Genomic DNA, 25,107 nt, shown 5'->3' with positions numbered 1-25,107 from the left:
GTCGTTGGTTACTGTCGGCATCGAAGGTTGATGAGAGAACTGCCGCCGGTTGTCGTCGGCAATCTTTTCGATTCAAGAGAAGGTAGGTACCGTGACTCACCCGAATTCCGCCGGCGTCGGACCGGTCATGACGTCGGCCAGCGCCGGCCTCAATCTGAGCGACTCGGTTTTCGAGCGGCTGCTGCGGGAACGCATCATCTTCCTCGGTACCCAGGTGGACGACGACATCGCCAACAAGCTGTGCGCGCAGATTCTGCTGCTCTCGGCGGAGGACCCGACGCGCGACATCTCCCTCTACATCAACTCGCCCGGTGGTTCGGTGTCGGCCGGTATGGCCATCTACGACACGATGGTCTTCTCCGAATGCGATGTCGCCACCTACGGGATGGGCCTGGCCGCCTCGATGGGCCAGTTCCTGTTGACCGCCGGCGCCAAGGGCAAGCGCTACGCGCTGCCGCACGCGCGGATCATGATGCACCAGCCGCTGGGTGGTCTCGGTGGCAGCGCCGCCGACATCGCGATCATGGCCGAGCAGATGATCTTCACCAAGCATCAGATGGCGCGGTTGATCGCCGAGCACACCGGCCAGACCTTCGAGCAGATCACCGAGGACTCCGACCGCGACCGGTGGTTCACCGCGGAGCAGGCCAAGGAGTACGGCCTGGTCGATCACGTGATCAGTCGTGCGACGCAGGCAACTGCGGTCAACAACTGACGATTTCCGTCCGCCGACTGACTTTCCCGACTTGGAGACTTCCATGAGCTCGTCGATCGATCCCCGTTTGCTTCCGTCCTCGCGCTACATCCTGCCGTCGTTCATCGAGCATTCGAGCTACGGCGTCAAGGAATCGAACCCGTACAACAAGCTGTTCGAGGAGCGCATCATCTTCCTCGGCGTGCAGGTGGACGACGCCTCGGCGAACGACATCATGGCGCAGCTGCTGGTGCTCGAGGGTCTCGATCCCGACCGCGACATCACCATGTACATCAACTCGCCCGGTGGATCGTTCACCTCGTTGATGGCGATCTACGACACGATGCAGTACGTGCGCGCCGACGTCGCGACCGTCTGCCTCGGCCAGGCCGCCTCGGCCGCCGCGGTGCTGCTCGCAGCGGGCACGCCCGGCAAGCGCGCGGCGCTGCCGAACGCGCGGATCCTGATCCACCAGCCCTCGGCCGGTGGCGTCATCCAGGGCCAGGTGTCCGATCTCGAGGTTCAGGCCGCGGAGATCGAGCGCATGCGCAAGCTGCAGGAGACCACCCTCGCCCTGCACACCGGTCAGGACGCCGCGACCATCCGTCGCGATACCGACCGCGACAAGATCTTCACGGCCGACGAGGCCAAGGAGTACGGGATCATCGATCAGGTGTTTGAGTACCGGAAGCTGTCGGCCAAATCGTAGGTTCGAGGCCGGATGTTCCTCGAAATCCCTCGAAATTCGCGCGTGAGAAGTCGACCGCGATCGGCCCGGACGGGTACCGTCAAGTGATGGGTTCGATGCCATCACCGACACCTCCGGGCCGTCGAGGGAAATCGCATCCGGTCTCGACTCTCCATCCGTACGCAACCAGGAAGTAGGACTAATGGCGCGCATCGGCGATGGTGGGGACCTGCTGAAGTGCTCGTTCTGCGGCAAAAGCCAGAAACAGGTCAAGAAGCTGATCGCCGGCCCCGGCGTGTACATCTGCGACGAGTGCATCGACCTGTGCAACGAGATCATCGAGGAAGAGCTCGCCGAGTCGAATGAGGTCAAGCTCGACGAGCTGCCGAAGCCGGCCGAGATCCGCGACTTCCTCGAGAACTACGTCATCGGACAGGACACCGCCAAGCGCACCCTGGCCGTCGCGGTCTACAACCACTACAAGCGCATCCAGGCCGGCGACAAGGCCCGTGATTCGCGCGGTGAGACCGTCGAGCTCGCCAAGTCGAACATCCTGATGCTCGGCCCGACCGGCTGCGGCAAGACGTACCTGGCCCAGACGCTGGCGAAGATGCTCAACGTCCCGTTCGCGATCGCGGATGCCACCGCGTTGACCGAGGCCGGCTACGTCGGCGAGGACGTCGAGAACATTCTGCTCAAGCTGATCCAGGCCGCCGATTACGACGTCAAGCGCGCCGAGACCGGCATCATCTACATCGACGAGGTCGACAAGATCGCCCGCAAGAGCGAGAACCCGTCGATCACCCGCGATGTCTCCGGTGAGGGCGTCCAGCAGGCGCTGCTGAAGATCCTCGAGGGCACGCAGGCGAGTGTGCCCCCGCAGGGCGGTCGCAAGCACCCGCACCAGGAGTTCATCCAGATCGACACCACCAACGTGCTGTTCATCGTCGCGGGCGCCTTCGCCGGTCTGGAGAAGATCGTCTCCGACCGCATCGGCAAGCGCGGCCTGGGCTTCGGTGCCGAGGTGCGGTCCAAGGCGGAGATCGACACCCGCGATCACTTCTCCGAGGTGATGCCCGAGGATCTGATCAAGTTCGGTCTGATCCCCGAGTTCATCGGCCGCCTGCCGATCGTCGCGTCGGTGACCAACCTGGACAAGGAATCGCTGGTCGAGATCCTGTCGAAGCCGAAGAACGCGTTGGTCAAGCAGTACGTGCGCCTGTTCGAGATGGACGGCGTCGCACTGGAATTCACCGACGACGCGCTCGAGGCGATCGCCGATCAGGCCATCCTGCGCGGCACCGGCGCTCGCGGTCTGCGGGCGATCATGGAGGAGGTCCTCCTGCCGGTCATGTATGACATCCCCAGCCGCGACGATGTCGCCAAGGTGGTCGTCACCGGCGAGACCGTCAACGACAATGTGCTGCCGACGATCGTTCCGCGCAAGCGCGAGCGGCCGGACCGCCGCGAGAAGTCGGCCTGACATCACCGAGTCGACCGCAGACGTGACATCGCCACCCGAAGCCTCCGCGCATCGGGTGGCGATCACGTATTGCACGCAATGCAACTGGCTGCTGCGCGCGGCCTGGATGGCGCAGGAGTTGCTCTCGACGTTCGGCGCCGAGGTCGGCGAGGTCGCGCTGGTGCCCGGCACCGGGGGAGTTTTCGTCATCGAGGCCGACGGCCGGCCGATCTGGGATCGGCGCACGGACGGCGGCTTCCCGGAGATCACCGAACTGAAGCGTCGGGTGCGTGACGTGGTCAACCCCGAACGCTCCCTCGGCCATATCGACCGGCTACGAGATCCGCGCGGCTGATCCGGCCCGCCGCGCCGATCGGGCGGTGCGGACCGTGTACGCGGCGGCGACGGCGATCGCGAGGAACGGCAGCACCTGCGTCACCCCGTAGGCGGCGTCGAAGGACATATTCGCCACCACAACGGTTTTGGCGGCCGCCTCCACCAGGAACGCCACGCCCCAGACCACGCAGATGCGGCGTTGCAGCGTCCGGTAGCGCGGCTCCCGGGCCCAGAGCTGTTCGAAACGCTCGCTCTCGTTCTCGCGAAACCGCAGGGCGAACAGGTGCGTGAGCGGCTTGCCGATGCGGGTTGTCGCCAGGAAGGTCAGGCCGACGACCGCGGTTACCACGCAGTCCTTGTAGAGCAGCGCGTCCGGGCTGTGGCTGCCGATGCCGACGAAGGCCGCCGACAGCAGGTTGAACGCCACGATCGTCATCGACGCGGCGTCGAGGCGGCGGGCGCGCACGACGCCGAGGAGCGCGGCGATCAGCGGCGGCAGGCAGGCCCACAGGTAGGCGGCGAGGTCATCGGCGCCGAGGGCGCGGGCGATGTAGAAGGCCGCCAGCGAACCGCCGACCTCGGCGATCATCAGGACGATCGGGCGAAGCGCGGCGGCACGTGAACCGCCCGCCGAAGCGGTCCGAGGCGGGTTGGTCGGATCGGCGGCCGACGGGCCGGCCGGGGTCGGTCCCGCCGGACGGTAAGCCGGGGTCCGCCCGGCCGTCGGGGAGGTCCGGGGCGTCGAGGTGGTCATGACACCAGCGTCGCCCCGTGAAGCGGCGGGCCCGTGGGCCATTTGTCATGGATGCCCGGGGCTATCCGTCACGCCCGAACCGAGGTGCGTATCCGGGCCGCGGTGCCGTCCGGCTTCCGGACGGATGTCGTTAGGAGGACGGGGCGTCGTCCCCGGCGGTGTCCGCGGAATCGGCGGAGTCCTCGTCGGTCGACTCGTCGGCCGGGGCCAGCGGATCCACCCCGTCGACACCTTCCAGCACCGTCAGTTCCTGGTCGATCACGGCGGACACGACCTTGGCCTCGGCCTTGATCTTGTCGGTGAAGTCGGACATCACATGCTCCTCGTTGTCGCTTCGGGCCATCGATCGGGTGGCCATCGATCCGGCGCACGGCCTGCCCCTCGATTCTGCACAACGTCGGGGAGGCGGCGGCGCCGTACCCCGCCTCGGCGGACCCGACTCCCCGTCTCGGCGCGGTTAGGCGCGTTTGCGGGCGCGATAGGCGGCGACGTGTTCCCGGTTGCCGCAGTTGCCGGTATCGCAGAAGCGTTTCGACCGGTTGCGGGAGAAGTCGACCAGCACCGCGGTGCAGTCCTGCGCCGCGCAGATGCGCAGCCGCTGCTCCTCGTCCATCCGCATCACGTCGACAAAGGCGAGGCCGCATTCGGCCATCAACCGATCGGCGACCGGCGCCTCGGGGGAGTTGGGATGCAGATGCCACTCCGCCATCTCGGCGTGGCTGGTCAGATAGGGACGCCAGGCCGCCCCGTCGAGCAGGGCATTGATCCGCGCGGCGCGCGGCGACCCGTCGTCGGCCTCCCAGACCGCCCGCAACAGCGGCCGGACCGCCCGCACCGCCGCGAGTTCGGCCCCGGTGCCGTCCCGGCGGCCGGTGGTCTTCCACTCGTCGAGATAGTCGGTCAGATCGGCCGTGGTGGTCAGGTACTCCTCGCCGTCGCGGTGGGTATTGATCAACGCCACCGCGGACAGCAGTGCCCATCGTGTGTCATGTGCAAAAATCACTTTGACTACTGACGCCCCCTTCGGATACCGTCACGAGTGTAATTGATTTTACTCATGACATCGTCGTCGCGATTTCCCGATCCCGCCGGTCATGAGTTCGCCGCCCGGCACCGCCGGGCTCATGAACCGAGGGGGTTCAGTCGTGGGTGACAATCGTATGCGTGTGGGGCTGAGCCTCGCCGTCTTCTCCGCGCTCTGCTTCGGCCTGTCCGGCCCGTTCGCCAAGTCGCTGATCGCCACCGGGTGGACCCCGGCCGCGGCCGTCGGCATCCGGCTCGGCATCGGCGCCCTGATCGCGGTGGTCCTGGTGACGATCATCGACCGCACCTGGGTGCGCAGCGCCTGGCGGCATCGCGGGGTGGTCCTCGCCTACGGCCTGATCGCCGTCGCCGGCGCCCAGCTCTGCTACTTCAACGCCGTGTCCTATCTGCCGGTCGGCGTCGCGCTGCTGCTCGAATACCTCGGCCCGATCCTGGTGATCGGCTGGGTCTGGTTGACCACGCGCAACCGCCCCGCCGCCGCCACGCTGCTCGGTGGGGTGCTGGCCGTGCTCGGCGCGCTGATCGTGCTCGACGTCTTCGGTGACATCTCCTCGATCCATCCGGTCGGCGTGCTGTGGGCGCTCGGCGCCGCGGTCTGCCTGGCCTTCTACTTCATCGCCGCCGGGCAGGAGCGCGAGGGCCTCGGCCCGTGGGCACTGACCGCCGGTGGTCTGGTGGTCGGCGGCGCCGCGATCTTCGCGCTCGGCGCGGTCGGTGTCCTGCAGCTGCGCTTCGCGACCGCCGACGTCACGATCGCCGGCACGCAGGTCTCGGTCGTGGTGGCCGTCGGCGTCCTGGCGATCATCACCGCCGCCATCTCCTACGGCACCGGCATCGCCGCCGTCCGCAAGCTGCAGCCGACGCTCGCGTCGCTGATCGCACTGACCGAAGTGATCTTCGCGGTGCTGGCCGCCTGGTTGCTGCTCGGCGAGGCGCTGACCCCGGTGCGCATGATCGGCGGTCTGGTGCTGTTGGCCGGTGTCGCATTGGCTCGAGTCGGCGAGTCGCGGGTCGCGGAGCGCACCGCCGCCGTCGCTGCGCGCCCGGAAGCCGCGCTGCCGAGCGCGCGCCCGGAGCGGACCGTAGACGACAAACCGGACACCAAACCCCAACCGGCGCTGATCGTCTGACGACGCGCCCACGGATCGCACGAACGGTGGGTAGCGCAGCGGCATAGGCTCGCTACCTACCGTTCACGCGCCCGCACCCGGCGGGCCCGAGCCGGGAGGATCCCGTGGCCGATCCGCAGCCGGAACCATCCGACGCCGAGCCGATGCCCGATCGAACCGGCGCCGGACCCGGCGTGGATCCGCTCGCCCCGCATCATTTCGGGCCCGCGCACCCCGTCGAACGCATCGACCTCGGCGCTCGCACGATCTGGCGGGCCGGCTGGGTCCTCGCCGCCGTGGTGGCCTGCGTTCTGGGGCTGTGGTTTCTGCTCATGCAGGGCGGGGGCACGATCTTCGTCCTGATCGTCTCCGCCTTCCTGGCGGTGGCGATGGAACCGGCCGTCGTCTGGGTGAGCCGCTGGGTACGCCGGCGCGTATTGGCGACGGCCATCGTCTTCGTGACGATCCTCGCGGTGCTCAGCGGCTTCCTGACCGCCTTCGGTGGACTGCTCGTCAGCGAGGTGGCGACCCTCAGCCAATCGGTGCCGTCCGCCGTCAATTCCGCCGTGGCGTGGGTCAACAACGTCTTCCACACCAGCTACGACGTCAACAACCTGTTCACCAACCTCAACGTCACCCCGGACCGCGTCGCGAGCTACGCCGCGCAGCTGTCCGGGGGAGCGTTCCAGGTGCTCGGCGACATCGTCGGCGGCGTCTTCCACGCCTTCGCGATCCTGCTGTTCACCCTCTACATCTCCGCCTCGATGCCCGCCCTGCGCGGCTGGTTCGCCGGGCTCTTCCCACCCGCCCGGCAGGAGGTGGTGCTGACGGTCTGGGAGGTCTTCGTCACCAAGGTCGGCGGGTACGTCACCGCCCGGGTGATCCTGGCGATCTTCTCGGCGACCGCCCACGGCATCTTCATGCTCGCCGTCGGGATGCCCTACTGGATCGCGCTCGGCCTGTGGTTCGGGTTGGTTTCCCAGTTCGTGCCCACGATCGGCACCTACATCGCGGTGGCGCTGCCGGCGGTGGTCGGCTTCACCAGCGACCGCCCGATCCTCGGCATCCTGATCATCGCCTTCTCCGTGGCCTACCAGCAGTTCGAGAACCTGATCCTCGATCCGCGGATCAGTTCCCGCGCGGTCGACGTGCACCCCGGCGTCGTCTTCGCGTCGGTGCTGCTGGGTGCCGAGTTGTTCGGCCTGGTCGGCGGCCTGCTGGCGGTACCGGTCGCCGCCACGCTCACCACCGTCTTCGAGATCTACAAGACCCGCTACGAGATCTCGCCGGAGATAGACGCCTCCGCCCGCTCCACCGCGACCCGGGCGCGCCGACGAAAGTCCGGCGGACCCGCGGATGACGACCGGCCCAACCCCGACGACCGGCCCGACCCCGACCCGGCGGACGCGGATGATCCCGGCCCGACCCCCGCCGCGCCCGACCAGCGGTAGGCCCCGCGCCGACGATCGGTAGGCCCGCGCGCCGGCGGCTCAGTCGTCCGAGAGCAGCACGCGTTCGCGGCCGGTGTAGATGTTCATCGAGGTGCCGCGCAGGAAGCCGACGATCGTCAGTCCGCTGTGTTCGGCGAGGTCGACCGCCAGCGACGAGGGCGCCGACACCGCGGCGAGGATCGGAATCCCGGCCAGCACCGCCTTCTGCACCAGCTCGAACGACGCCCGCCCGCTGACCATCAGGACGGTGCGACGCGCGGGCAGCCGATCGTCCATCAGGGCGCGGCCGATCACCTTGTCGACCGCGTTGTGCCGGCCGACGTCCTCCCGCACGACGATCGGCTCGCCGTCGACGGTGAACAGCCCGGCCGCATGGACCCCGCCGGTCGAATCGAAGACCTTCTGGGCGCCGCGCAACTTGTCCGGCAACGTCCGCAGCACCGCCGCGTCGATGCCGACCTCGTCGTCGCGCAGGTCGTAGCGGCCGATCGCCTCGATCGCATCGAGCGACGATTTGCCGCATACCCCGCAGGACGAGGTCGCGAAGAAGTTCCGATTCGGCTCCGGGATCGGAACGCCGGCGGCCATCTCCAGATCGAGCACGTTGTAGGTGTTCTGCCCGCTGTCGTCGAAGCTGTCGCAATAGCGCGCGGTCACCAGATCGGTGCGCGCGTGGATCATCCCCTCGCCGTGCAGGAAACCGTGAGCGAGTTCCACGTCGTGGCCGGGCGTGCGCATGGTGACCGTCAACGGCGCTCCGGAGATCCGGATCTCCAACGGTTCCTCGACGACCAGAGCGTCCGGGCGGTCGATCCGGTGGGCGTCACGCACCCGCAGCACCGGCCGTCGCGCGACCACACGACTCATGTTGCTGCTCGCTCCACCCGGATCGTCACCGCTTTGGACACGGGTGTATTCGACACCAACGCGACGTTGTCCAGCGGGATCAACGGATTGGTCTCCGGGTAGTACGCCGCGGCGTTGCCGACCGGGGTGTCGTAGGCGACGACCGCGAAGTCGGTCACCCGCCGCTCCTCGACAACCCCGTCGGGGGAGGTCCACTCGGAGACGACGTCGACCCGATCGCCGTCGAGCAGTCCGAACATCTCGATGTCCTTCGGGTTCATCATCACCACCCGCCGGGCGTTCTTGATCCCGCGGTACCGGTCGTCCAGACCGTAGATCGTCGTATTGAACTGATCGTGGCTGCGCAGCGTCTGCAGGATGACCCGACCCGGCGGCACCGGCTCGTAGTCGAAGGGCTGCGCCGAGAAGTTCGCCCGACCCGTCGAGGTGGGGAACTCGCGATTGTCGCGCGGCGGATGCGGCAGTTCGAAACCGTTCTTCTCCCGCACCCGGGTGTTGTAGTCGGTGCAGCCGGGCACGACGGCGGCGATCGCATCGCGCACCCGGTCGTAGTCGCCGCGCAACCAGTCCCAACGGACCGGGTGTCCCGACCCGAGGACCGCCTCGGCGACCTCGCAGACGATGGCGACCTCGCTGCGCAGATGCTCGCTGACCGGGTCGAGCCGGCCGCGCGACAGGTGCACCATCGACATCGAATCCTCGACCGACACCATCTGCTTGGTCCCGTTCTGGATATCCCGATCGGTGCGGCCCAGGGTCGGTAGAATCAGCGCGGTGCGGCCGTGGGTGACGTGGCTGCGGTTGAGCTTGGTCGACACGTGCACCGTCATCTCGCAGGAGCGCAGCGCCGCCTCGGTCACCTCGGTATCCGGGGTCGCGCGGGCGAAGTTGCCGCCCAGCCCCAGGAAGAAACGCACCTGCCCGTCGCGCATCGCGCGGATCGTGTCGACGGTGTCGTGGCCGTGCTCGCGCGGCGAGGTGATCGAGAAGTGCGCGTCGAGCGCGTCGAGGAAGCGGTCCGGCATCTTCTCCCAGATGCCCATCGTGCGGTCGCCCTGGACGTTCGAATGTCCACGGACCGGGCAGACCCCGGCGCCCGGCTTGCCGATCATGCCGCGCATCAGCAGCAGGTTGGTCGCATCGCGGATGGTGGCGACCCCGTGCCGATGCTGGGTCAGGCCCATCGCCCAGCAGATGACGGTGCGCTGCGAGTTCGCCAGCGCATCCGCGGTCTGCTCGATCTGTTCGATCGTCAACCCGGACGCCTCGACGACGTCGTCCAGCGACACCTGCGCCATCAGGTCGGTGTACTTGTCGAAGTAGGCGCAATGCCGCTCGATGAAGTCGTGGTCGACGACCGTCCCCGGCGCGGCGGCCTCCCGCTCGAGCAGCAGCTTGCCGAGGCCCTGGAAGAGCGCCTGGTCACCGCCGATCCGGATCTGCAGGTATTCGTCGGAGATGGCGGTGCCGTGGCCGACCACCCCGGAGACCGACTGCGGATCCTTGAACCGCAGCAGCCCCGCCTCGATCAGCGGATTGATCGCGATCACCGTGCCGCCACGCTTCTTCGCATGCTCGAGCGCGGTGAGCATCCGGGGATGGTTGGTCCCGGGATTCTGCCCGATCACCAGGATCAGGTCGGCATGCTCGACGTCCTCGAGGGTGACCGATCCTTTCCCGATGCCGATCGACTCGGTCAGCGCGGACCCGGACGACTCGTGGCACATATTCGAGCAGTCCGGCAGGTTGTTGGTGCCGAAGCTGCGGGCGAACAGCTGGTAGAGGAAGGCGGCCTCGTTGCTGGCGCGGCCGGAGGTGTAGAACGCCGCCTGATGGGGCGAGTCGAGCCCGCGCATCACCCCGGCGATCCGGGTGTAGGCGTCCTCCCAGGAGATCGGCCGGTAGTGCGTGGCGCCCGGATCGAGAACCATCGGATGGGTCAACCGGCCCTGCTGGCCGAGCCAGTAGTCGGTATAGCCGGCGAGGTCGGCGACGCTGTGCCGGGCGAAGAAGGCCGGGTCGACCACCCGGGTGGTCGCCTCCTCGGCGACCGCCTTCGCGCCGTTCTCGCAGAACTCCGCGGGCCGACGACGGCCGTCCGGATCCGGCCAGGCGCAGCCCGGGCAGTCGAAGCCGTGCCGATGGTTGAGCCGGACCAGCGTCTCGGCCGTGCGCTTCGGCCCCATCTGCTCGAAGCCGCGCTCCAGAGCGACCAGGACCGCCCGCGGGCCGGCGGCGTAATGCTTCGCCGCACCGGTGTGCAGGTCGGATTCGTCGATGTCCTCGCGGGGCGGATGAGTGGGCATGGTGTCCATTTTCCACCCTCGCGACAGCCGGCGCCCGGGAACGGTCGATCGGCGGGCCGGGCCGCGGTCGCGCAGTCGCACCTGCGCGCACGGGCCGCGTCGTGCGGCGCTCGGCCGTACGCTGGATCGGTGACCGCTTCGCCCGCCTCCGCGCCCGGCCCGGGGTCGTTGACGGTCGAGGTGATCGGCATCGAACGTCCGGCCGACGGCATTCGCCAGCTGCGGCTGGCCGCCCCGGATCGGCGACCGCTGCCGTCGTTCGTGCCGGGCAGTTCGATCCTGGTGACCGTGCCGCCGGAGCATCCCGACGAGGTCGAGGTGGTGCGCGCCTATACGTTGATCGGCCCCGCCTTCGAGCCGGACGCCTACGCGATCGCGGTCCGCGAGATCGGTGCCGGATCGCGCCGCATCCACCGACTGACGGTCGGGCGGTCGCTGACCGTCTCGCTGCCGCGGTCGGGGTTCGCGCCGGTGCTCGCCGCTCCGGAGCATCTGCTGATCGCCGGGGGTATCGGGGTGACGCCGATCCTCGCGCACGCCCGGTGGCATCACGAGACCGGCGGCCGCATCACCGCCCTGCACGTCCACCAACCCGGACGCGACGCCTATCGTGACGATCTGCGCATGCTGACCGCCGGCCGGGTGACCCACCTGGTCGGGCGGGGCGGGGTCGTCGAGGAGCTCGAACGGCTCATCGGCGAGGCGGACCCGGCCGCGCACCTCTACACCTGCGGCCCGGACGGATTGGTGCGCACCGTCGAAGAGGTCGCGGAGCGGCTCGGCGTCACCGCCGATCGGGTGCACAGCGAACTGTTCACCACCCCGGAGCGGCCCTCCGAACCGTTCACCGTCGACCTGCGCAACAGTGGCCGGTCGATCGAGGTGGCCGCCGACCAGTCGCTGCTCGAAGCATTGGAAGCGGCCGGAGTCGACGTCGACAGCCAATGTCGGCGAGGGGTATGCGGGCGCTGTTGTATCCCCGTCAGTGGCGGATCGATCGATCACCGCGACCTGTACCTGTCCGCCCGCGAACGCGCCGCCGGGACCGAGATGATGCCCTGCGTCTCGCGTGCCCTCGGACCCGCCCTGGAGGTGGCCCTGTGACCGAAACACATGCCCTGCCGTCGGACACCACCACCGATCTACCTCGCGATGTCGCCCGCTTCCCGTACCCGTTCGAGGCGGATACCTTCGCCTACCGGACCAATATCGAGACCGCGCGGGTGCCGATCTCGACCCTCGGCGGCGGCTGGGGCGAAACGATCCTGAACGTCGAACCCGACCACGCCGACCGCATCGCCCAGCGCGCCCGCATCCTGGCGACCGATCCGACCCGCTACCGCTCGCTCGAGCATCTCGCGCCCGCCCAGTGGGACGCCGCGGTCGTGCTGTTGCGGGAGTTGGCGGCCTGCCGTCCCGACGCGGTCACCTTCACCCTCGACGGCCGGCGGGCCCACCTGACCAACCGGCTGTCCGGCATCGACCGCGGCTTCACCATCGGAGATCCCGACACCCTCGACGAGCCGCCCCTGGTCTTCGCCGCACGCCAGATCGGGGAGGATGTCGTCCTGCTCGACCAATACGGCGACGACCTGCGCATCGGCGCCGGCGTGGTCACCTTCGCCACCCACTGGTCGTTCCCCGCCCTGGTGGGCGCGAGCTTCGAGAACTTCCACCGGCCGGTGCCCCGGGTGATCGAGAACGGGGTGATCCCGCGGGCGCTCGACTTCTTGCTGCGCCTGTCGCCGGGGGAGTGGGTGCGCCGGATCAACTTCTCCCTCGGCGTCGACGGGCTGCTCGATCTGTCGGTGGAGAACCACGACGAATGGAAACCGGCGCGTGCGGCGCTGGTCGACGCCGACCCCGACGAGCTCGGCGCGCGGTTCAACCTGCGGGTGGAGATCCAGCATCTGCTGCGCCTGGCGCCGTCCGGAACGATCCTGTTCACCATCGACTATCGGCAGCTGCCGCTCGATCGACTGCTCCTGGTACCCGAATGGGCCCGGCGGTTCGTCGCGGTGGTCGAGACGCTGCCCGACGATATCGCCGACTACAAGGGCTTCCTGCCGCTGCGACCGGCGATCGATCGCTGGTGGCGGGCCCGGTCAGCCGGTCAGAGCCAGGGCGGCCACCCCGGCGAGTAGCGCGACCGGGGTCAGCGTCAGCGAGACGCGGTGGAAGTCGCCGAGGCCGATGGACGTACCCGACCGCTGTAAGGTGCGCCGCCACAACAGGTTCGCCAGCGATCCCGTATAGCTCAGCCCGGAGCCGACGTTCAGTCCCACCAGGGCGGCCAGGATCGCGGTGGGCCCCAGCGGGATCAGCAGGGGCACCAGCAGCAGTGTGGCCGACAGGTTGGTCAGCAGATTTGCCAGCGCGGTCGCGAGCACCGCGATCGCCAGCAGCGACCCGAAGGTCGTATCGCCGGGGATCAGGTCGGCGACGAGCCGCCCGCCCGGTCCGGCGGCGAGGGCGGCGACCACCACCCCCAGGGCCAGGACGAACAGTGCGAACGTCGGATGCGCGGCGTGCACCAGGTGGATCGGTCGGGCGAGCCGGCGTCGCAACGCCCAGCCGGTCAGCACGATCGCGGCGGCCCCGGACATCCAGAACGGCTCCACCCCGCGGGTCGACAGAACCCCGAAACCGGCCAACATCACCGTCACCACGACCAGCGGCACCATCGGCAGCGGCGGCGCCTCCCGCTCGACCGGTGCGGCCCCGCCGCACAGATCGCGCCGGAACAGCAGGCGCAGCCCGACGTACTCGACCACCAGCACCGCCACCAGGACCGGCGCCATCCGGGCCGCGAACTGGCCGAAGGACAGGTCGAGACCGCGCATCGCCAGCAGGTTCGTCAGGTTCGACACCGGCAGCAGCAGCGAGGCCGAGTTCGCCATCCGCAGGCAGGCGAAGGCGCCCGGTCGGGCCAGCGCCGTCGCGCCCGCGGCCACCAGCACCACCGGGGTCAACAACACCACCGTGGCGTCCAGCGACAGCACCGTGGTCACCAGCACCGCCAGCGCGAAGACACCGGTGAAGATCGGGATCGGCCGACCGCGCCCCCAGCGGCGCACCAGATATGCTGCCGCCGTGAACAATCCGGCGCGGGCGCAGACGTCGGCGACCACGAGGATCGTCACCAGGAAGAGGACCACCGGGCCGAGCCGGCGCAGTTCCTCGGCGATCTCGTCGCCGCCCGGAACGCCGGTGGAGAGCACCGCCCCGGCCGCGGCGATCGACACCGCCGCCTCGACCCGCCCCCGCGGATGCCGATAGGCGGTCGCCAGGAGGGCGAGCAGCGCGAGCGTCGCGACGATGGTGGCCACCGAGGCAACCTACGCGTCAGCCGGCGTGGCCGTCCGCTCCCGCCGTCGCCGCGACGGGCTCCGCGTCGGGTTCCAGGCCGAGCAGCGTGTGGGTCAACTCCACCCACATCGACAGATGCGGATCGGTCGCCGGATCGCGCGGCCGGAAGGTGTAGACGAGGGCGGCGCCGCGCATGCTGGTCATCAGCAGTTCGCGCAGCATCGGGAAGCGCGGATGCGCGGACAGCTCCGGCCCCCACATCCGGGTGATCGTCGCGTCGATGATCTCGCCGAGCAGCCGCTCGCCGGGCAGCAGGGTTCCGGCGATCTCGGTGTTGGTGCGCGCCGCCGTCCACAGCTCGAGGGCCGCGGAGAAGTGCGGTTCGTGGAAGGTCTGCCACATCACGTGGATGACGTGCCGGATCTGCTCGGACCGGCTCGCCCCGGCCGCGCCGGGCCGCTCGATGCGGTCGACCGTCGAGTGGATGCGCTGCAGCGCGACGTGCTCGGCGGCGGCCACCAGCAGCGCCTCACGGGACGGGAAGTGGTGCAACAACCGGCCGCGGGAGACCCCGGCCTCCTGCTGGATCCGCAGGGTGGTCGTCCGGGCGTAACCGTCCTCGACCAGGCAGCGGGTGGCGGCGTCGAGGATGCGCGCCCGCGAGTCCGCGGTGCGCTGCTCGCGCCGTGTCTGCTCGGGGCGTGAACCCTCCACGAGGCCACCTCCTCGGCTGTAACAGTCACCTCTTGTTTCGCACTGTAGCGCACGCAGCGCATCTGCCTGCGTAAATGGAACCAACCGGTCCTCGGAGTCGACGGGAAGGAATTCGAAAGAGTCAGCATTGACTGTTTGTGGAGTGAGCCTTTACGGTGTGTTCAACATCTCAATGCGTTGCACCGTTGCTCCGTGACACAGGGGTTGGGTGAGCGCCGTCACGCGCCCCGACCGGGCGTCGAAGGAGACCCGATGACCAGCACCACGGACTCGACACCCCGGCCGGGGGGTCGCTCCGGCCCGATGCGTGCGTCGATCGCCGCCGCCGTAGCCACCTCGCTCGAGTGGTACGACTTCTTCATCTACGCCACCGCCGCGGCGCTGGTGTTCAACGTGACCTTCTTCAACACCGGCAACGAGGTCGTCTCGGCCCTCAACTCGTTCGCCACCGTCGCGGTCGGCTTCATCGCCCGCCCGGTCGGCGGCGTGCTCGCCGGACAGCTCGGCGACCGGTACGGCCGCAAGCCGGTCCTGGTCGGCGCGGTCGTGCTGATGGCCGTCGCCACCACGTTGATCGGCCTGGTTCCCAATACCCAGGTCGTCTGGCTCGCGCCCGCCGCGCTGGTCGTCCTGCGGCTGATGCAGGGCCTGGCGGTCGGCGCGCAGTGGGGTGGCGCGGTCCTGATCGCGACCGAGTCGGCGCCCGCCCACCGGCGCGGCTTCTACGGCAGCTTCGCGCAGCTCGGCGTGCCGATCGGCGTCGTGCTGGGCAACGTCGCCTTCCTGATCGCCACCGGCATCGCCTCCTCGGAGACGTTCCTGTCCTGGGGCTGGCGGGTGCCGTTCTGGATCAGCCTGGTCATGCTGCCGATCGCCTTCGTGATCCACCGCTTCCTCGAGGAGACCCCGGAGTTCAAGGCGGTCAACGCGAAGCTCGAGGCGAGCAAGAGCGTCCCGCGGTCGCCGATCCTGCAGGTGATCCGCAAGAACCCCGGCGTGATCCTGCTCGCCGCCGCCGCAAACGCTCCCGGCATCGTCTTCTTCTACACAATGATCACCGGATCGGTGCTCTTCGTGACCTCCTACCTCGGCATTTCCCGCTCGGCGGTCCTCGGGTTCATCCTGCTCGGCTGTCTACTGATGCTCCCATTGGTGCCGCTGTTCGGCCGGCTCTCCGATACCTACGGACGCACGGTGATCTTCGGCATCGGCACGATCGCGATGGGACTCTGGGCGATCCCGATGTGGCTGCTGATCCGCAGCTCCGGCCCGGACAATGTGTGGCCCTTCGCGCTGGCCGTCATCGTCGGCGTGATCGCGATGTCGATGCAAACCGGCACCCAGGGGCAGCTGTTCGCCGAGCTGTTCCCGCCGGAGGTGCGGTTCTCCGGGGCCTCGCTCGGCTACCAGATCTCGGCGATCATCGGCGGCTTCGCCCCGATGGTGATGGTCGCGCTGATCAACGGCAATCCCGACAACGCGTGGCGCGTCGGCGTGGCCCTGGCCGCGACCACCGTCGTCGGACTGATCTGCCTGGGGATCATCCGCCGCCGCTACTCCTCGGTCGACCACTTCGTCACCGGCCGAGACGAGCCCGAAGTCGGCCCGGTGGACACCGACGCCGTGGTGGTCGGGGAGCAGCGGTGACCGGGCCCGACGCGCCCCTGCTGTTTCCGGATACCCACGCCGCGACCGACCCGGACCGGCCCGCGATCGTCATGGCCGGCAGCGGGGAGACCATCGGCTACGGCAAGCTGGTCGAGACCTCCCGGGGGATCGCCCGGCTGCTGTGGTCGCGCGGACTGCGCCACGGGGATACCGCCGCGCTGCTGATGGAGAACAGCGCCGACTTCCTGCAGATCGCCTGGGCCTTCCAGCGGATCGGGCTGCGCTACGTCGCCCTGTCCACCCGCCTGACCCCCGCCGAGATCGCCTACATCCTGGGCGATTCCGGGGCCTCGGCCCTCGTGACCAGCCCGACGATGCTGCCGCAGGCCGTCGCCGCCGTCGAGGGGCTGTCCGGGCTGCCGGTGCGTCTGGTCACCGGCACCGAGCCCGGGGTGGCCGCCGCGGACGGTGGATTCGAATCGCTGGGGGAGGCGGTGCGCACGGCGCCCGAGGTCGAGCCGGTCGAGTGCGAGGGCGCCGACCTGCTCTACTCCTCGGGCACCACCGGCCGCCCCAAGGGGGTGGTCGCCGCGCTGCCGCTCCCGCCGCTGGGCACCGGCCCGGGCTTCACGACGCTGTTCCATCAGCTCTGGGGAGTCGACCGCGACACCGTCTACCTCTCGCCGGCGCCGCTCTATCACGCCGCTCCGCTGCGGGTGTCGATGACGGTTCACCGGCACGGCGGCACGGTGGTGGTGATGGAGTCCTTCGACGCGACGCAGGCCCTGCGGCTGATCGAGCGCCATCGGATCACCTTCACCCAGATGGTGCCGACGATGATGATCCGCATCCTCAAGCTGCCCGCCGCGCAGCGAAGCGGCTACGACCTCTCCTCGCTGCGCACCCTGGTGCACGCGGCGGCGCCCTGTCCGGCCGAGGTCAAGCGCGAGCTGATCGACTGGCTGGGCCCGATCGTGCGCGAGTACTACTCGGCCACCGAGAACTACCTGTTCACCGAGCTCGATGCGAACGAATGGCTCGCGCATCCGGGTTCGGTGGGCAGGCCGGTCGCGGGCACCCCGCGCATCCTCGACGACGAGGGTGTCGAACTGCCGGTCGGGACCACCGGGACGATCTGGTCGCAGAACGGACCGGCGTTCGAGTACCTCAACGATCCGGACAAGACCGCGCAGGCCCACAATTCCGTGGGCTGGACCACGGTCGGCGACCTCGGTTACGTCGACGCTGACGGCTACCTCTACCTGTCCGACCGGCGGTCGGATCTCGTGCTGAGCGGCGGGGTCAATATCTACCCGCAGGAGGCGGAGAACGTGCTGGTCGGCTCGCCCGACGTGCTCGACGCCGCGGTCTTCGGCATCCCGCATCCGGAACTCGGGCAGGTGGTGCACGCCGTCGTGCAGTTGCGGCCCGGACTCGAGCCGACCGCCGAGCGCGCAGAGCTCCTGTTGGAGTACTGCCGCGAGAATCTCTCCGGCTACAAGTGCCCGCGCGGGATCGACTTCGCCGAGCAACTGCCGCGCACCCCCACCGGCAAGCTGCTCAAGCGGCTCCTGCGCGAGCAGTACACGCCGGCGCACTAGGAACGTCCGCCCGCGGACCGTGGAAGATCCGCCCCGGGCGGAGGGGAACGTCCGCGCCGGGAACGTCCGCCGCGAGGGAGGGGAGTGCGGCCGATCGTTCGGGTGGCGCCGCCGGGAGCGGGCTCGTAGGGTTGGGCGATTCGTCGGGATTCGTTCGGCCGATTCGGAGCCTGCTCCCGGGGTTCTCCCGGGGAAGGTCCACTACTATTAGTTGACATGCGAACTAAATGGATCGTAGGCCTGGCGGTTGTCGTGGTCGTGGGACTGTTGGCCTGGTTCGGGCCGCGGGTCTACGCCGAGTACATCGCCGAAGACTCCGCTCCCGCTGCGACCGTGGATACCTCGGGCGCCGTCGCCGCCGAGGGGGACATCAACGGTGACTGGGCCGTGGTGCCGGGCGGCGGGGCGAATACGACCGCGGCCGGCTATACCGTCGACGAGGTGCTCAACGGTGCGGACGTCACCGTCGTGGGCACCACCCCGGACGTGACCGGCTCGGTCACCGTCGCGGACGACCAGGTCACCGCCGGATCGATCGTCGTGCAGACCGCGACGATCACCACCGACTCCGACCGCCGGGACAACCAGTTCCGGAACAACATCTTCGACGTGGCGGCCAACCCGACCGCGACGTTCACCGTCACCGAGCCCGCCGACCTGTCCGCGCTGCCCACCGACGGGACCTCCGGAACGGTCGCGCTGACCGGCACGCTCGAATTGGCCGGGCAGACCCAACCGGTCACCGTCCAGGCCGATGCCCTGCGCAGCGGATCGGAGCTGGTGGTCTCCGGGGCGATCCCCATCACCTTCGCCGACTACGGCATCGAGCCGCCGTCGCTCGGATTCGTCACCGTCGAGAACGCCGGCACCGTCGACTTCCTGGTGGTGCTCGACCAGAGCTGACCGCCCCTGTCGATCCCGTTCGTCACGATCCGGGGAGTCTCGGCGTCATCACCCGACGTCGAGGCTCCCCATCCTCGTTTTCTGTCCGAATTTGCCTCTCCCCATTCGCACTCCGCCCGGGGCAGGCTGAGCACATGAGTGACTTCAATACGACGATCGTCGACGAGTTTCGGGCCAACAACGGCACCGTGCAGACCATGGGCTTCGGCCGTTCCCTCGTGTTGGTGCACAGCATCGGCGCCAAGAGCGGCGCGCAGCGCACCATCCCGCTTGCCGGTATTCCGGTCGACGACGGCTGGCTGATCGCCGCCTCCGCGGCCGGCGCCCCGAGCAACCCCGCCTGGTACCACAACCTGCTCGCCCACCCCGACATCTCGCTGGATTACCCGACGGCCGATTCCATCGATTCGACCCCGGTCACGGCGGTCGAGCTCACCGGCGCGGATCGCGACGCCGGCTGGCAGCAGTTCGTCGACCGTTCTCCGGCCTTTGCCGACTACCAGGTCAAGGCCGGCGACCGCACCATCCCGGTCTTCCTGCTGCGGCGCGGCTGACCCCCGTCCACCCGGGCGGCGACCTGCCCCGGGTGATCGGCGTGCCGACCGCGCGCCGATCGCCCGGCGCGGCGCCCGACAGCCGCAGGCCGCCCGAACCGGGTCCCCGATAGGGGTCTAAAACCCAACGGGTCGACATCGGTTCACATCGGCTGCACCGCACGTTCAGACCGCGGCCCGCCGGGCGGGGAACACTTCCCCGCGTGTCGGTGGTCAACGAGCGGGTCGAACCCGCCACGGCGGGGGTGCGGCCGTGGCGTAGCTACGGGTTGTTCCTGCTGCTCGTGGGCCCCAATCTGATTCTGCTGGGCGTATTCACCTACCGGCCGTTGATCGAGAACGTCCGGATGTCGTTCTTCGACTGGAATCTCGCCGCACCGGGCGCGTCCTTCATCGGATTCAACAACTACCGGGAATGGCTGACGCGGCCGGACTCCTGGACCATCGTCTCCAATACGCTGATCTTCACGGTTGTATCCGTCTGCGGCAGTATGGTTCTCGGGCTGATGCTCGCCCTGCTGCTCGATCGGCAACTGCGCGGGCGCAATCTGGTCCGATCGATCGTCTTCGCCCCCTTCGTCCTGTCCGGCGCGGCCGTCGGCGTGGCCTTCCAGTTCGTCTTCGACCCGAACTTCGGTCTGATCAACGATCTGCTGTCCCGCGTCGGCATCGTCGCGCCGGACTTCTATCAACGCCCCGGCTGGGCGCTGTTCATGATCACCGTGACCTACGTGTGGAAGAACCTCGGCTACGCCTTCGTGATCTACCTGGCGGCGCTGCAGGGCCGGCGGATCGATCTCGACGAGGCGGCCGCCATCGACGGCGCCTCCCGGTGGACCTACTTCCGCAGGGTGCTGCTCCCGCAGCTGAGACCGACGACGTTCTTCCTGTCGATCACCGTGTTGCTCAACTCCCTTCAGGTCTTCGACATCATCAACGTGATGACCCGCGGCGGCCCGCTCGGCATCGGCACCACCACGATGGTCTACCAGGTCTACGACGAGACGTTCGGCAACTTCCGCGCCGGCTACGGGGCCACGGTTGCGACGATCATGTTCCTCGCGCTGCTGATCGTGACCGTGCTGCAGGTGCGGATGATGGATCGGTCGCAGTCGTGAGCGATACCGATCGTCGGACACCGACCGCGGCGGGCACGAGCGCCCCGGCGGCGACCTCCGCCGCGCCGAAGCCGCGCGAAACGCGGCCGCCGATGAGCATGCAGCGCAGGAGATTCCTGGCCGACCTGTTCGGCTACCTCGCCATGGCGGTGGTTGTCGCGATCATCGCGGTCCCGCTGTTCTGGATCCTGGTCGCCTCGTTCAAGGACCGTTCGGAGATCTACGTGCAGCCGGCGGTGTGGTGGCCCGGCATCTGGCGACCGGAGAACTACGCCGAAGCGACCGGCTCCGTGCCGTTCTGGACCTTCCTGCGCAACTCGATCATCGTCACCGGCATCCTCGGCGCCATCAAGTTCTGCCTCGGCGTGCTGAGCGCCTACGGGCTGGTGTTCCTACGCTTCCCGTTCAAGAACGTCGTCTTCCTGGCGATCATCGCGGCGCTGATGGTGCCGAATCAGATCACCGTGATCACCAACTACTCGCTGATCGCCTCCCTCGGGCTGCGCAACACCTTTCTGGGCATCATCCTGCCGCTGGCGGGGGTGGCCTTCGGAACGTTCCTGATGCGCAACCACTTTCTGTCGCTGCCGCCGGAGATCATCGAGGCCGCGCGGATGGACGGCGCCGGCCACTTCCGACTGCTGACCCGCGTCGTGCTGCCGATGTCGGTGCCGACGATGGTCGCCTTCGCCATCATCACGCTGGTCAACGAATGGAACGAATACCTCTGGCCGTTCCTGATGGCCGACGACTACCGGGTCGCCACCCTGCCGATCGGGCTGACCCAGCTGCAGAACAGTGACGGCCTGACCAATTGGGGGCCGGTGATGGCGGCGACGCTGCTGACGATGCTCCCGATGTTGATCGTCTTCCTGTTGCTGCAACGCCAAATGATCAAGGGCCTGACCTCCGGCGCGGTCAAGGGTTGACCGTGTCCGCGCACCGTTGTTTCAACCACCAGGAGTAGGTGTCATGACCAACCTTTCACGTCGCAGCTTCCTCGCCGCCGCAGGTGTTGTGGCCGCGGGCCTGACCGTGGCGGCCTGCGCGGGATCCGAATCCGGGTCCGGCGGCGCCGCACAGGGCGGCGATCCCAACCAGCTGTCCTTCTGGTCGAATCACCCCGGTCAGTCGGCCGACGTGGAACGCGAACTGATCTCCCGCTTCCAGGCGGCCAACCCGGACATCACGGTGCAGCTGGTCGACGCGGGCAAGAACTACGAGGAGGCGGCGCAGAAGTTCAACGCCGCGCTGTCCGGCGGCGATCTGCCCGACATCATGATCCTCAGCGACGTCTGGTGGTTCAACTTCGCGCTCACCGGCGCGATCACCCCGCTCGACGACCTCTTCGGGCAGGCCGGCGTCGACAGCTCGACCTACGTCGACTCGCTGATCGGCGACTACGGGTGGAATGGTCAGACCTGGGCGCTGCCCTATGCGCGGTCGACCCCGCTGTTCTACTACAACAAGCAGGTCTGGTCGCAGGCCGGACTGCCCGATCGTGGTCCGCAGTCCTGGCAGGAATTCGACGAGTGGGGTCCGCGCCTGCAGGGCGTCGTCGGCGACGGGCGTCAGGCCCACGGCTGGGGCAACGGCACGAGCTACCTCGGCTGGACCTTCCAGGGACCGAACTGGACCTTCGGTGGCGCCTACTCCGACCAGTGGGACCTGAAGTTCACCGATCCTAATACCGTCGAGGCCGCCCGCTACCTTTCGCAGTCGATCCACGACAAGCGATACGCCAAGATCTCCAACGACATCGCCGCGGAGTTCAGTGCGGGGATCATCGGCTCGACGATCGCCTCGACCGGCGACCTGTCCGGCATCACCCGCAACTCGACCTTCGACTTCGGTACCGCCTTCCTGCCGGCGCCGAACGGAATCGCCGGATGCCCCACCGGCGGGGCGGGTCTCGCGATCCCGGCGCGAATCTCCGATGAGCGCAAGGTCAACGCGCTCAAGTTCATCGACTTCATCACCAATACCGACAACACGGTGTACTTCTCCCAGAACGTCGGATACGTGCCGGTGCGCAAGGCGGCGCGCGACGATGCGGCGATGACCGGCTTCCTCGATCAGAACCCGAACTTCCGCACCGCGATCGACCAGTTGCCGGAGACCAAGCCGCAGGACTACGCACGGGTCTTCATCCCGGGTGGCGACAAGATCATCGGCACCGGCTACGAGCGCATCGGCCTCCAGAACGCCGAGGTGGAAGGCGCTCTGGCCGATATGGCGAACCAGATCGAGCAGATCTACACCAGCCAGATCCAACCGAAGCTGCCCTGATATGGCGACGGTCACCTTCGATCGGGCGACCCGTCGTTTCTCCGACGACGGGCCGCCCGCGGTCGACGCGCTGGACCTCGAGATCGCCGACGGGGAATTCATGGTCCTCGTCGGCCCATCCGGGTGCGGCAAGTCGACGAGCCTGCGGATGGTCGCGGGACTCGAACCGGTGCAGTCCGGGGCGATCCGGATCGACGGCCGCGATGTCGGCGGGATGGCGCCGAAGGCCCGCGATGTCGCGATGGTCTTCCAGAACTACGCGCTCTACCCGAATATGACCGTGGCCGGGAATATGGGCTTCGCGCTGCGCAATGCCGGTGTCGGCAAGGCGGATACCGACGCGCGGGTCGAACAGGTCGCGCGGATGTTGGAGTTGGAAAACCTGCTCGACCGCAAGCCGGCCAAGCTGTCCGGCGGCCAGCGCCAGCGGGTGGCGATGGGCCGGGCGATCGTCCGGCGCCCCAAGGTGTTCTGCATGGACGAGCCGCTGTCGAATCTGGACGCGAAGCTGCGGGTCAACACCCGAGCCCAGATCGCCACGCTGCAGAAGGATCTCGGGGTCACCACCCTGTACGTCACGCACGACCAGGTCGAGGCGATGACGATGGGGCACCGGGTGGCGGTCCTGCGCGACGGGGTGCTCCAACAGGTCGACGGGCCGCGGGAGATCTACACCCGTCCGGCCAATGTCTTTGTCGCCGGCTTCATGGGCTCGCCGCAGATGTGCCTGGTGGATGCGGCGGTCACCGACGCGACCGCCCGCATCGGCGAGGCGGTGATCGATGTGCCGCGGTCGGTGGGTCCGACCGTGACGATCGGGTTCCGCCCCGAGTCGTGGGTGGTCGGTACCGCCGGCACCCCCGGCTCGCTGCGCGCGCGGGTCGAGCTGGTCGAGGAGCTGGGGTCCGAACAATTCGTCTACTGCGCAGCGGATCTCGACCTCCGCGGTGGACGGGTGGTCGTGCGGGCCGACCATCGGGTGCGGTACGCCGTCGGTGACGAGGTCGGCCTGACCCCGATCGCCGACGAGCTCTACTGGTTCGACGGGGTGACCGGCATACGCCTGGACGTGTGAGGGCGCCTGTCGGTATCCGATTCGGCGCGGCCACATCCGGTTCAGCGGGGGATGGCTGCGCCACTAGCACAGGATCGGCCCGGCGGGCGTGGACTATCCCCGGGCGCGAAGCGTCATCCACAGGTCCGGGAACCCTGTAGCGGATCGGCTTCCCGGGCGGGCACCGTGAGGGGGTGCCGCCATCCGAACGATCACTCGCGCCGGCCGGGCCCGAGCCGGATCCGGGTGCCGTTATCGAGGACCTGCTCGACCTGCCGGCGGGCGTGATCAGCCACCGCCAGGCGATCGACCATGGTTATCGTCCCCACGACATCCGGCGACTCCTGCGCCGGCGCATCTGGGCGCCGATCCTGCCGAGCGTCTACGTCGCGCATACCGGCCCGCCGAGTTGGGAACAGCGCGCCGGCGCCGCGGTGCTCTGGGCCCACCCCGCCGCCCTGACCCACCTCTCGGCGATCCGGGCGATCGAAGGGCCGCGCACGGCCGGACCCGAGCGGGTGCCCATCCACGTCCTGGTCTCCCATTCCCGACGACTGCGCGCCCCGGCGGGCGTGGTGGTCCACCGCAGTCGTAGCTTCCACGATCGCCTCGATCCGTGGTCGGCGCCGTCGCGGGTGCGCTACGAGCACGCGGTGATCGACACATGCCTCGACGAGGAAAACCGTTGGGATCGTGTCGACATCATCGCCCGCGCCTGCCGCGGTCGACGCACGTCGCCGTACCGGATTCGGACGGCGCTCGAGAATCGTCGGGTGCCGGACCGGGCGTGGCTGCTCGATCTGTTGGTCGATGTCGCCGGGGGTCGTGTTCGGTGCTCGAGCAGGGCTACCTGCAGGGCGTCGAGCGGGCGCACGGCCTGCCGCGGGCGGCCGGACAATCGGAGGTTCGCGCGACCATGGGGTTGACCCGGCGCGACGTGGTCAGTCACGACCTCGTCATCGAACTCGACGGCCGGCTCCACCACGACACCGCCGCCCAACGAGATCGGGACCTCGACCGCGACCTCGACGCATGGGTGCGCAACGAAAAGGCGGTGCGGCTGGGCTACGGGCAGGTCTTCCACCGCCCCTGCGAGACCGCGCGGCGGCTGGCCGCCCTGCTCCAACGGGCGGGGTGGTCCGGCCGCCCCCGCCCCTGCGGCCCCGGCTGCGTGCTGTGACCGCCTGTGGGGAGTTTCGTACCCACCCCATGGCTTTCGGGCTCCCCAAAGAGCGGGCGGGTCAGG

Annotated in this window: 25 protein-coding genes; 18 read left to right on the top strand and 7 right to left on the bottom strand. The window is 68.7% G+C overall.

Annotation, left to right across the window (positions count from 1 at the left end):
- Positions 1-127 precede the first annotated feature (127 nt).
- The 4 genes from MB1_RS05765 (at position 128) to MB1_RS26490 (ending at position 3,199) form a co-directional block, all read left to right on the top strand.
- Positions 128-715, top strand: coding sequence for an ATP-dependent Clp protease proteolytic subunit (locus MB1_RS05765; protein WP_066905014.1), 588 nt, complete (start codon positions 128-130; stop codon positions 713-715).
- A 43-nt stretch (positions 716-758) separates the two neighbouring features.
- The gene (locus tag MB1_RS05760; RefSeq protein WP_066904692.1) at positions 759-1,403 is read left to right on the top strand and encodes an ATP-dependent Clp protease proteolytic subunit; all 645 of its coding nucleotides are present in this window, start codon (positions 759-761) and stop codon (positions 1,401-1,403) included.
- Between the two features lie 181 nt (positions 1,404-1,584).
- Positions 1,585-2,865 carry an ATP-dependent Clp protease ATP-binding subunit ClpX gene (clpX, locus tag MB1_RS05755; RefSeq protein ID WP_066904690.1) on the top strand — a complete coding sequence of 427 codons (1,281 nt, stop codon included), beginning with the start codon at positions 1,585-1,587 and terminating at the stop codon, positions 2,863-2,865.
- A gap of 22 nt (positions 2,866-2,887) precedes the next feature.
- Positions 2,888-3,199, top strand: a complete 312-nt coding sequence (locus MB1_RS26490) for an Rdx family protein (protein ID WP_066904688.1) — start codon at positions 2,888-2,890, stop codon at positions 3,197-3,199.
- Here MB1_RS26490 and MB1_RS05745 read toward each other — a convergent pair.
- From MB1_RS05745 to MB1_RS05735, 3 genes are all read right to left on the bottom strand, one after another.
- Positions 3,179-3,934 carry a VC0807 family protein gene (locus MB1_RS05745; protein ID WP_066904686.1) on the bottom strand — a complete coding sequence of 252 codons (756 nt, stop codon included), beginning with the start codon at positions 3,932-3,934 and terminating at the stop codon, positions 3,179-3,181. The two genes, MB1_RS26490 and MB1_RS05745, sit on opposite strands and share 21 nt — an antisense overlap.
- 130 nt (positions 3,935-4,064) lie before the next feature.
- Positions 4,065-4,247 (bottom strand): hypothetical protein, encoded by a 183-nt coding sequence (locus tag MB1_RS05740; RefSeq protein ID WP_066905013.1) that lies wholly within the window; start codon positions 4,245-4,247, stop codon positions 4,065-4,067.
- A 144-nt stretch (positions 4,248-4,391) separates the two neighbouring features.
- Complete coding sequence (locus MB1_RS05735) at positions 4,392-4,937, bottom strand: CGNR zinc finger domain-containing protein (RefSeq protein WP_066904684.1); 546 nt, start codon at positions 4,935-4,937, stop codon at positions 4,392-4,394.
- A 142-nt stretch (positions 4,938-5,079) separates the two neighbouring features.
- On the opposite strand from MB1_RS05735, the gene MB1_RS05730 reads away from it, so the two are divergent.
- Together MB1_RS05730 and MB1_RS05725 are read left to right on the top strand one after the other, a co-directional pair.
- The gene (locus tag MB1_RS05730) at positions 5,080-6,108 is read left to right on the top strand and encodes an EamA family transporter (RefSeq protein ID WP_245650041.1); all 1,029 of its coding nucleotides are present in this window, start codon (positions 5,080-5,082) and stop codon (positions 6,106-6,108) included.
- 104 nt (positions 6,109-6,212) lie between these two features.
- Positions 6,213-7,538, top strand: coding sequence for an AI-2E family transporter (locus tag MB1_RS05725; RefSeq protein WP_084350972.1), 1,326 nt, complete (start codon positions 6,213-6,215; stop codon positions 7,536-7,538).
- A gap of 39 nt (positions 7,539-7,577) precedes the next feature.
- Here the strand turns inward: MB1_RS05725 and fdhD are convergent, their stop codons facing one another.
- Positions 7,578-8,405 carry a formate dehydrogenase accessory sulfurtransferase FdhD gene (gene fdhD / locus MB1_RS05720; protein ID WP_066904680.1) on the bottom strand — a complete coding sequence of 276 codons (828 nt, stop codon included), beginning with the start codon at positions 8,403-8,405 and terminating at the stop codon, positions 7,578-7,580.
- Positions 8,402-10,711, bottom strand: a complete 2,310-nt coding sequence (locus MB1_RS05715) for an FdhF/YdeP family oxidoreductase (RefSeq protein WP_066905012.1) — start codon at positions 10,709-10,711, stop codon at positions 8,402-8,404. Before MB1_RS05715 ends, fdhD begins: the two co-directional genes overlap by 4 nt.
- Positions 10,712-10,840: 129 nt before the next feature.
- Here MB1_RS05715 and MB1_RS05710 point away from each other — a divergent pair, with 129 nt between their 5' ends.
- Positions 10,841-11,815 (top strand): PDR/VanB family oxidoreductase, encoded by a 975-nt coding sequence (locus MB1_RS05710; RefSeq protein WP_066904678.1) that lies wholly within the window; start codon positions 10,841-10,843, stop codon positions 11,813-11,815.
- Positions 11,812-12,855 (top strand): heme-dependent oxidative N-demethylase subunit alpha family protein, encoded by a 1,044-nt coding sequence (locus MB1_RS05705; RefSeq protein WP_066904676.1) that lies wholly within the window; start codon positions 11,812-11,814, stop codon positions 12,853-12,855. The genes MB1_RS05710 and MB1_RS05705 overlap by 4 nt, the downstream gene beginning before the upstream one ends.
- Here the strand turns inward: MB1_RS05705 and MB1_RS05700 are convergent.
- Together MB1_RS05700 and MB1_RS05695 are read right to left on the bottom strand one after the other, a co-directional pair.
- Entirely contained in the window at positions 12,817-14,040 is a 1,224-nt protein-coding gene (locus MB1_RS05700) for an SLC13 family permease (RefSeq protein ID WP_066904675.1), read from the bottom strand. The genes MB1_RS05705 and MB1_RS05700 overlap by 39 nt on opposite strands.
- Positions 14,041-14,056: 16 nt before the next feature.
- The gene (locus MB1_RS05695) at positions 14,057-14,734 is read right to left on the bottom strand and encodes a TetR/AcrR family transcriptional regulator (protein ID WP_066904673.1); all 678 of its coding nucleotides are present in this window, start codon (positions 14,732-14,734) and stop codon (positions 14,057-14,059) included.
- A gap of 252 nt (positions 14,735-14,986) precedes the next feature.
- Between MB1_RS05695 and MB1_RS05690 the strand changes: the two genes are divergently transcribed.
- The 10 genes from MB1_RS05690 (at position 14,987) to MB1_RS26285 (ending at position 25,041) form a co-directional block, all read left to right on the top strand.
- Positions 14,987-16,381, top strand: coding sequence for an MFS transporter (locus MB1_RS05690; protein WP_066904671.1), 1,395 nt, complete (start codon positions 14,987-14,989; stop codon positions 16,379-16,381).
- Entirely contained in the window at positions 16,378-17,943 is a 1,566-nt protein-coding gene (locus MB1_RS05685; protein WP_281189840.1) for an AMP-binding protein, read from the top strand. The genes MB1_RS05690 and MB1_RS05685 overlap by 4 nt, the downstream gene beginning before the upstream one ends.
- A gap of 216 nt (positions 17,944-18,159) precedes the next feature.
- A complete protein-coding gene (locus tag MB1_RS05680; RefSeq protein ID WP_066904669.1) occupies positions 18,160-18,846 on the top strand; it encodes a YceI family protein in 687 nt (228 codons plus the stop codon).
- A 134-nt stretch (positions 18,847-18,980) separates the two neighbouring features.
- On the top strand, positions 18,981-19,400 hold the full coding sequence (locus MB1_RS05675; protein WP_066904667.1) for a nitroreductase/quinone reductase family protein: 420 nt from the start codon (positions 18,981-18,983) through the stop codon (positions 19,398-19,400).
- 203 nt (positions 19,401-19,603) lie between these two features.
- The gene (locus MB1_RS05670) at positions 19,604-20,518 is read left to right on the top strand and encodes a carbohydrate ABC transporter permease (protein ID WP_066904665.1); all 915 of its coding nucleotides are present in this window, start codon (positions 19,604-19,606) and stop codon (positions 20,516-20,518) included.
- A gap of 92 nt (positions 20,519-20,610) precedes the next feature.
- Entirely contained in the window at positions 20,611-21,447 is an 837-nt protein-coding gene (locus MB1_RS05665; RefSeq protein WP_084351058.1) for a carbohydrate ABC transporter permease, read from the top strand.
- Positions 21,448-21,490: 43 nt separating this feature from the next.
- Positions 21,491-22,807 carry an ABC transporter substrate-binding protein gene (locus MB1_RS05660; RefSeq protein ID WP_066904661.1) on the top strand — a complete coding sequence of 439 codons (1,317 nt, stop codon included), beginning with the start codon at positions 21,491-21,493 and terminating at the stop codon, positions 22,805-22,807.
- 1 nt (position 22,808) lies between these two features.
- A complete protein-coding gene (locus MB1_RS05655; protein WP_066904659.1) occupies positions 22,809-23,882 on the top strand; it encodes an ABC transporter ATP-binding protein in 1,074 nt (357 codons plus the stop codon).
- Between the two features lie 173 nt (positions 23,883-24,055).
- Positions 24,056-24,787: a hypothetical protein gene (locus tag MB1_RS05650; protein WP_066904657.1), complete on the top strand. Its 732-nt coding sequence runs from the start codon at positions 24,056-24,058 to the stop codon at positions 24,785-24,787.
- Entirely contained in the window at positions 24,778-25,041 is a 264-nt protein-coding gene (locus tag MB1_RS26285) for a hypothetical protein (protein WP_066904656.1), read from the top strand. Before MB1_RS05650 ends, MB1_RS26285 begins: the two co-directional genes overlap by 10 nt.
- The last annotated feature ends 66 nt before the right edge of the window (positions 25,042-25,107 follow it).

The sequence above is a fragment of the Millisia brevis NBRC 105863 genome (assembly GCF_001552615.1).
Classification (GTDB): Bacteria; Actinomycetota; Actinomycetes; order Mycobacteriales; family Mycobacteriaceae; genus Millisia; species Millisia brevis.
The sequence above is the reverse complement of the archived record's forward strand: the minus strand, read 5'-3'. Positions and strand labels throughout refer to the sequence as shown.

Excerpts from the sequence above, each read along its gene's own strand:
- clpX (WP_066904690.1), top strand. The coding sequence starts at position 1,585 with ATGGCGCGCATCGGCGATGGTGGGGACCTGCTGAAGTGCTCGTTCTGC.
- MB1_RS05660 (WP_066904661.1), top strand. The coding sequence starts at position 21,491 with ATGACCAACCTTTCACGTCGCAGCTTCCTCGCCGCCGCAGGTGTTGTG.
- MB1_RS05740 (WP_066905013.1), bottom strand. The coding sequence starts at position 4,247 with ATGTCCGACTTCACCGACAAGATCAAGGCCGAGGCCAAGGTCGTGTCC.
- MB1_RS05715 (WP_066905012.1), bottom strand. The coding sequence starts at position 10,711 with ATGCCCACTCATCCGCCCCGCGAGGACATCGACGAATCCGACCTGCAC.
- MB1_RS05765 (WP_066905014.1), top strand. The coding sequence starts at position 128 with ATGACGTCGGCCAGCGCCGGCCTCAATCTGAGCGACTCGGTTTTCGAG.
- MB1_RS05680 (WP_066904669.1), top strand. The coding sequence starts at position 18,160 with ATGCGAACTAAATGGATCGTAGGCCTGGCGGTTGTCGTGGTCGTGGGA.
- MB1_RS05675 (WP_066904667.1), top strand. The coding sequence starts at position 18,981 with ATGAGTGACTTCAATACGACGATCGTCGACGAGTTTCGGGCCAACAAC.
- MB1_RS05665 (WP_084351058.1), top strand. The coding sequence starts at position 20,611 with ATGAGCATGCAGCGCAGGAGATTCCTGGCCGACCTGTTCGGCTACCTC.
- MB1_RS05655 (WP_066904659.1), top strand. The coding sequence starts at position 22,809 with ATGGCGACGGTCACCTTCGATCGGGCGACCCGTCGTTTCTCCGACGAC.
- MB1_RS05760 (WP_066904692.1), top strand. The coding sequence starts at position 759 with ATGAGCTCGTCGATCGATCCCCGTTTGCTTCCGTCCTCGCGCTACATC.
- MB1_RS05745 (WP_066904686.1), bottom strand. The coding sequence starts at position 3,934 with ATGACCACCTCGACGCCCCGGACCTCCCCGACGGCCGGGCGGACCCCG.
- MB1_RS05690 (WP_066904671.1), top strand. The coding sequence starts at position 14,987 with ATGACCAGCACCACGGACTCGACACCCCGGCCGGGGGGTCGCTCCGGC.
- fdhD (WP_066904680.1), bottom strand. The coding sequence starts at position 8,405 with ATGAGTCGTGTGGTCGCGCGACGGCCGGTGCTGCGGGTGCGTGACGCC.
- MB1_RS26285 (WP_066904656.1), top strand. The coding sequence starts at position 24,778 with ATGGGGTTGACCCGGCGCGACGTGGTCAGTCACGACCTCGTCATCGAA.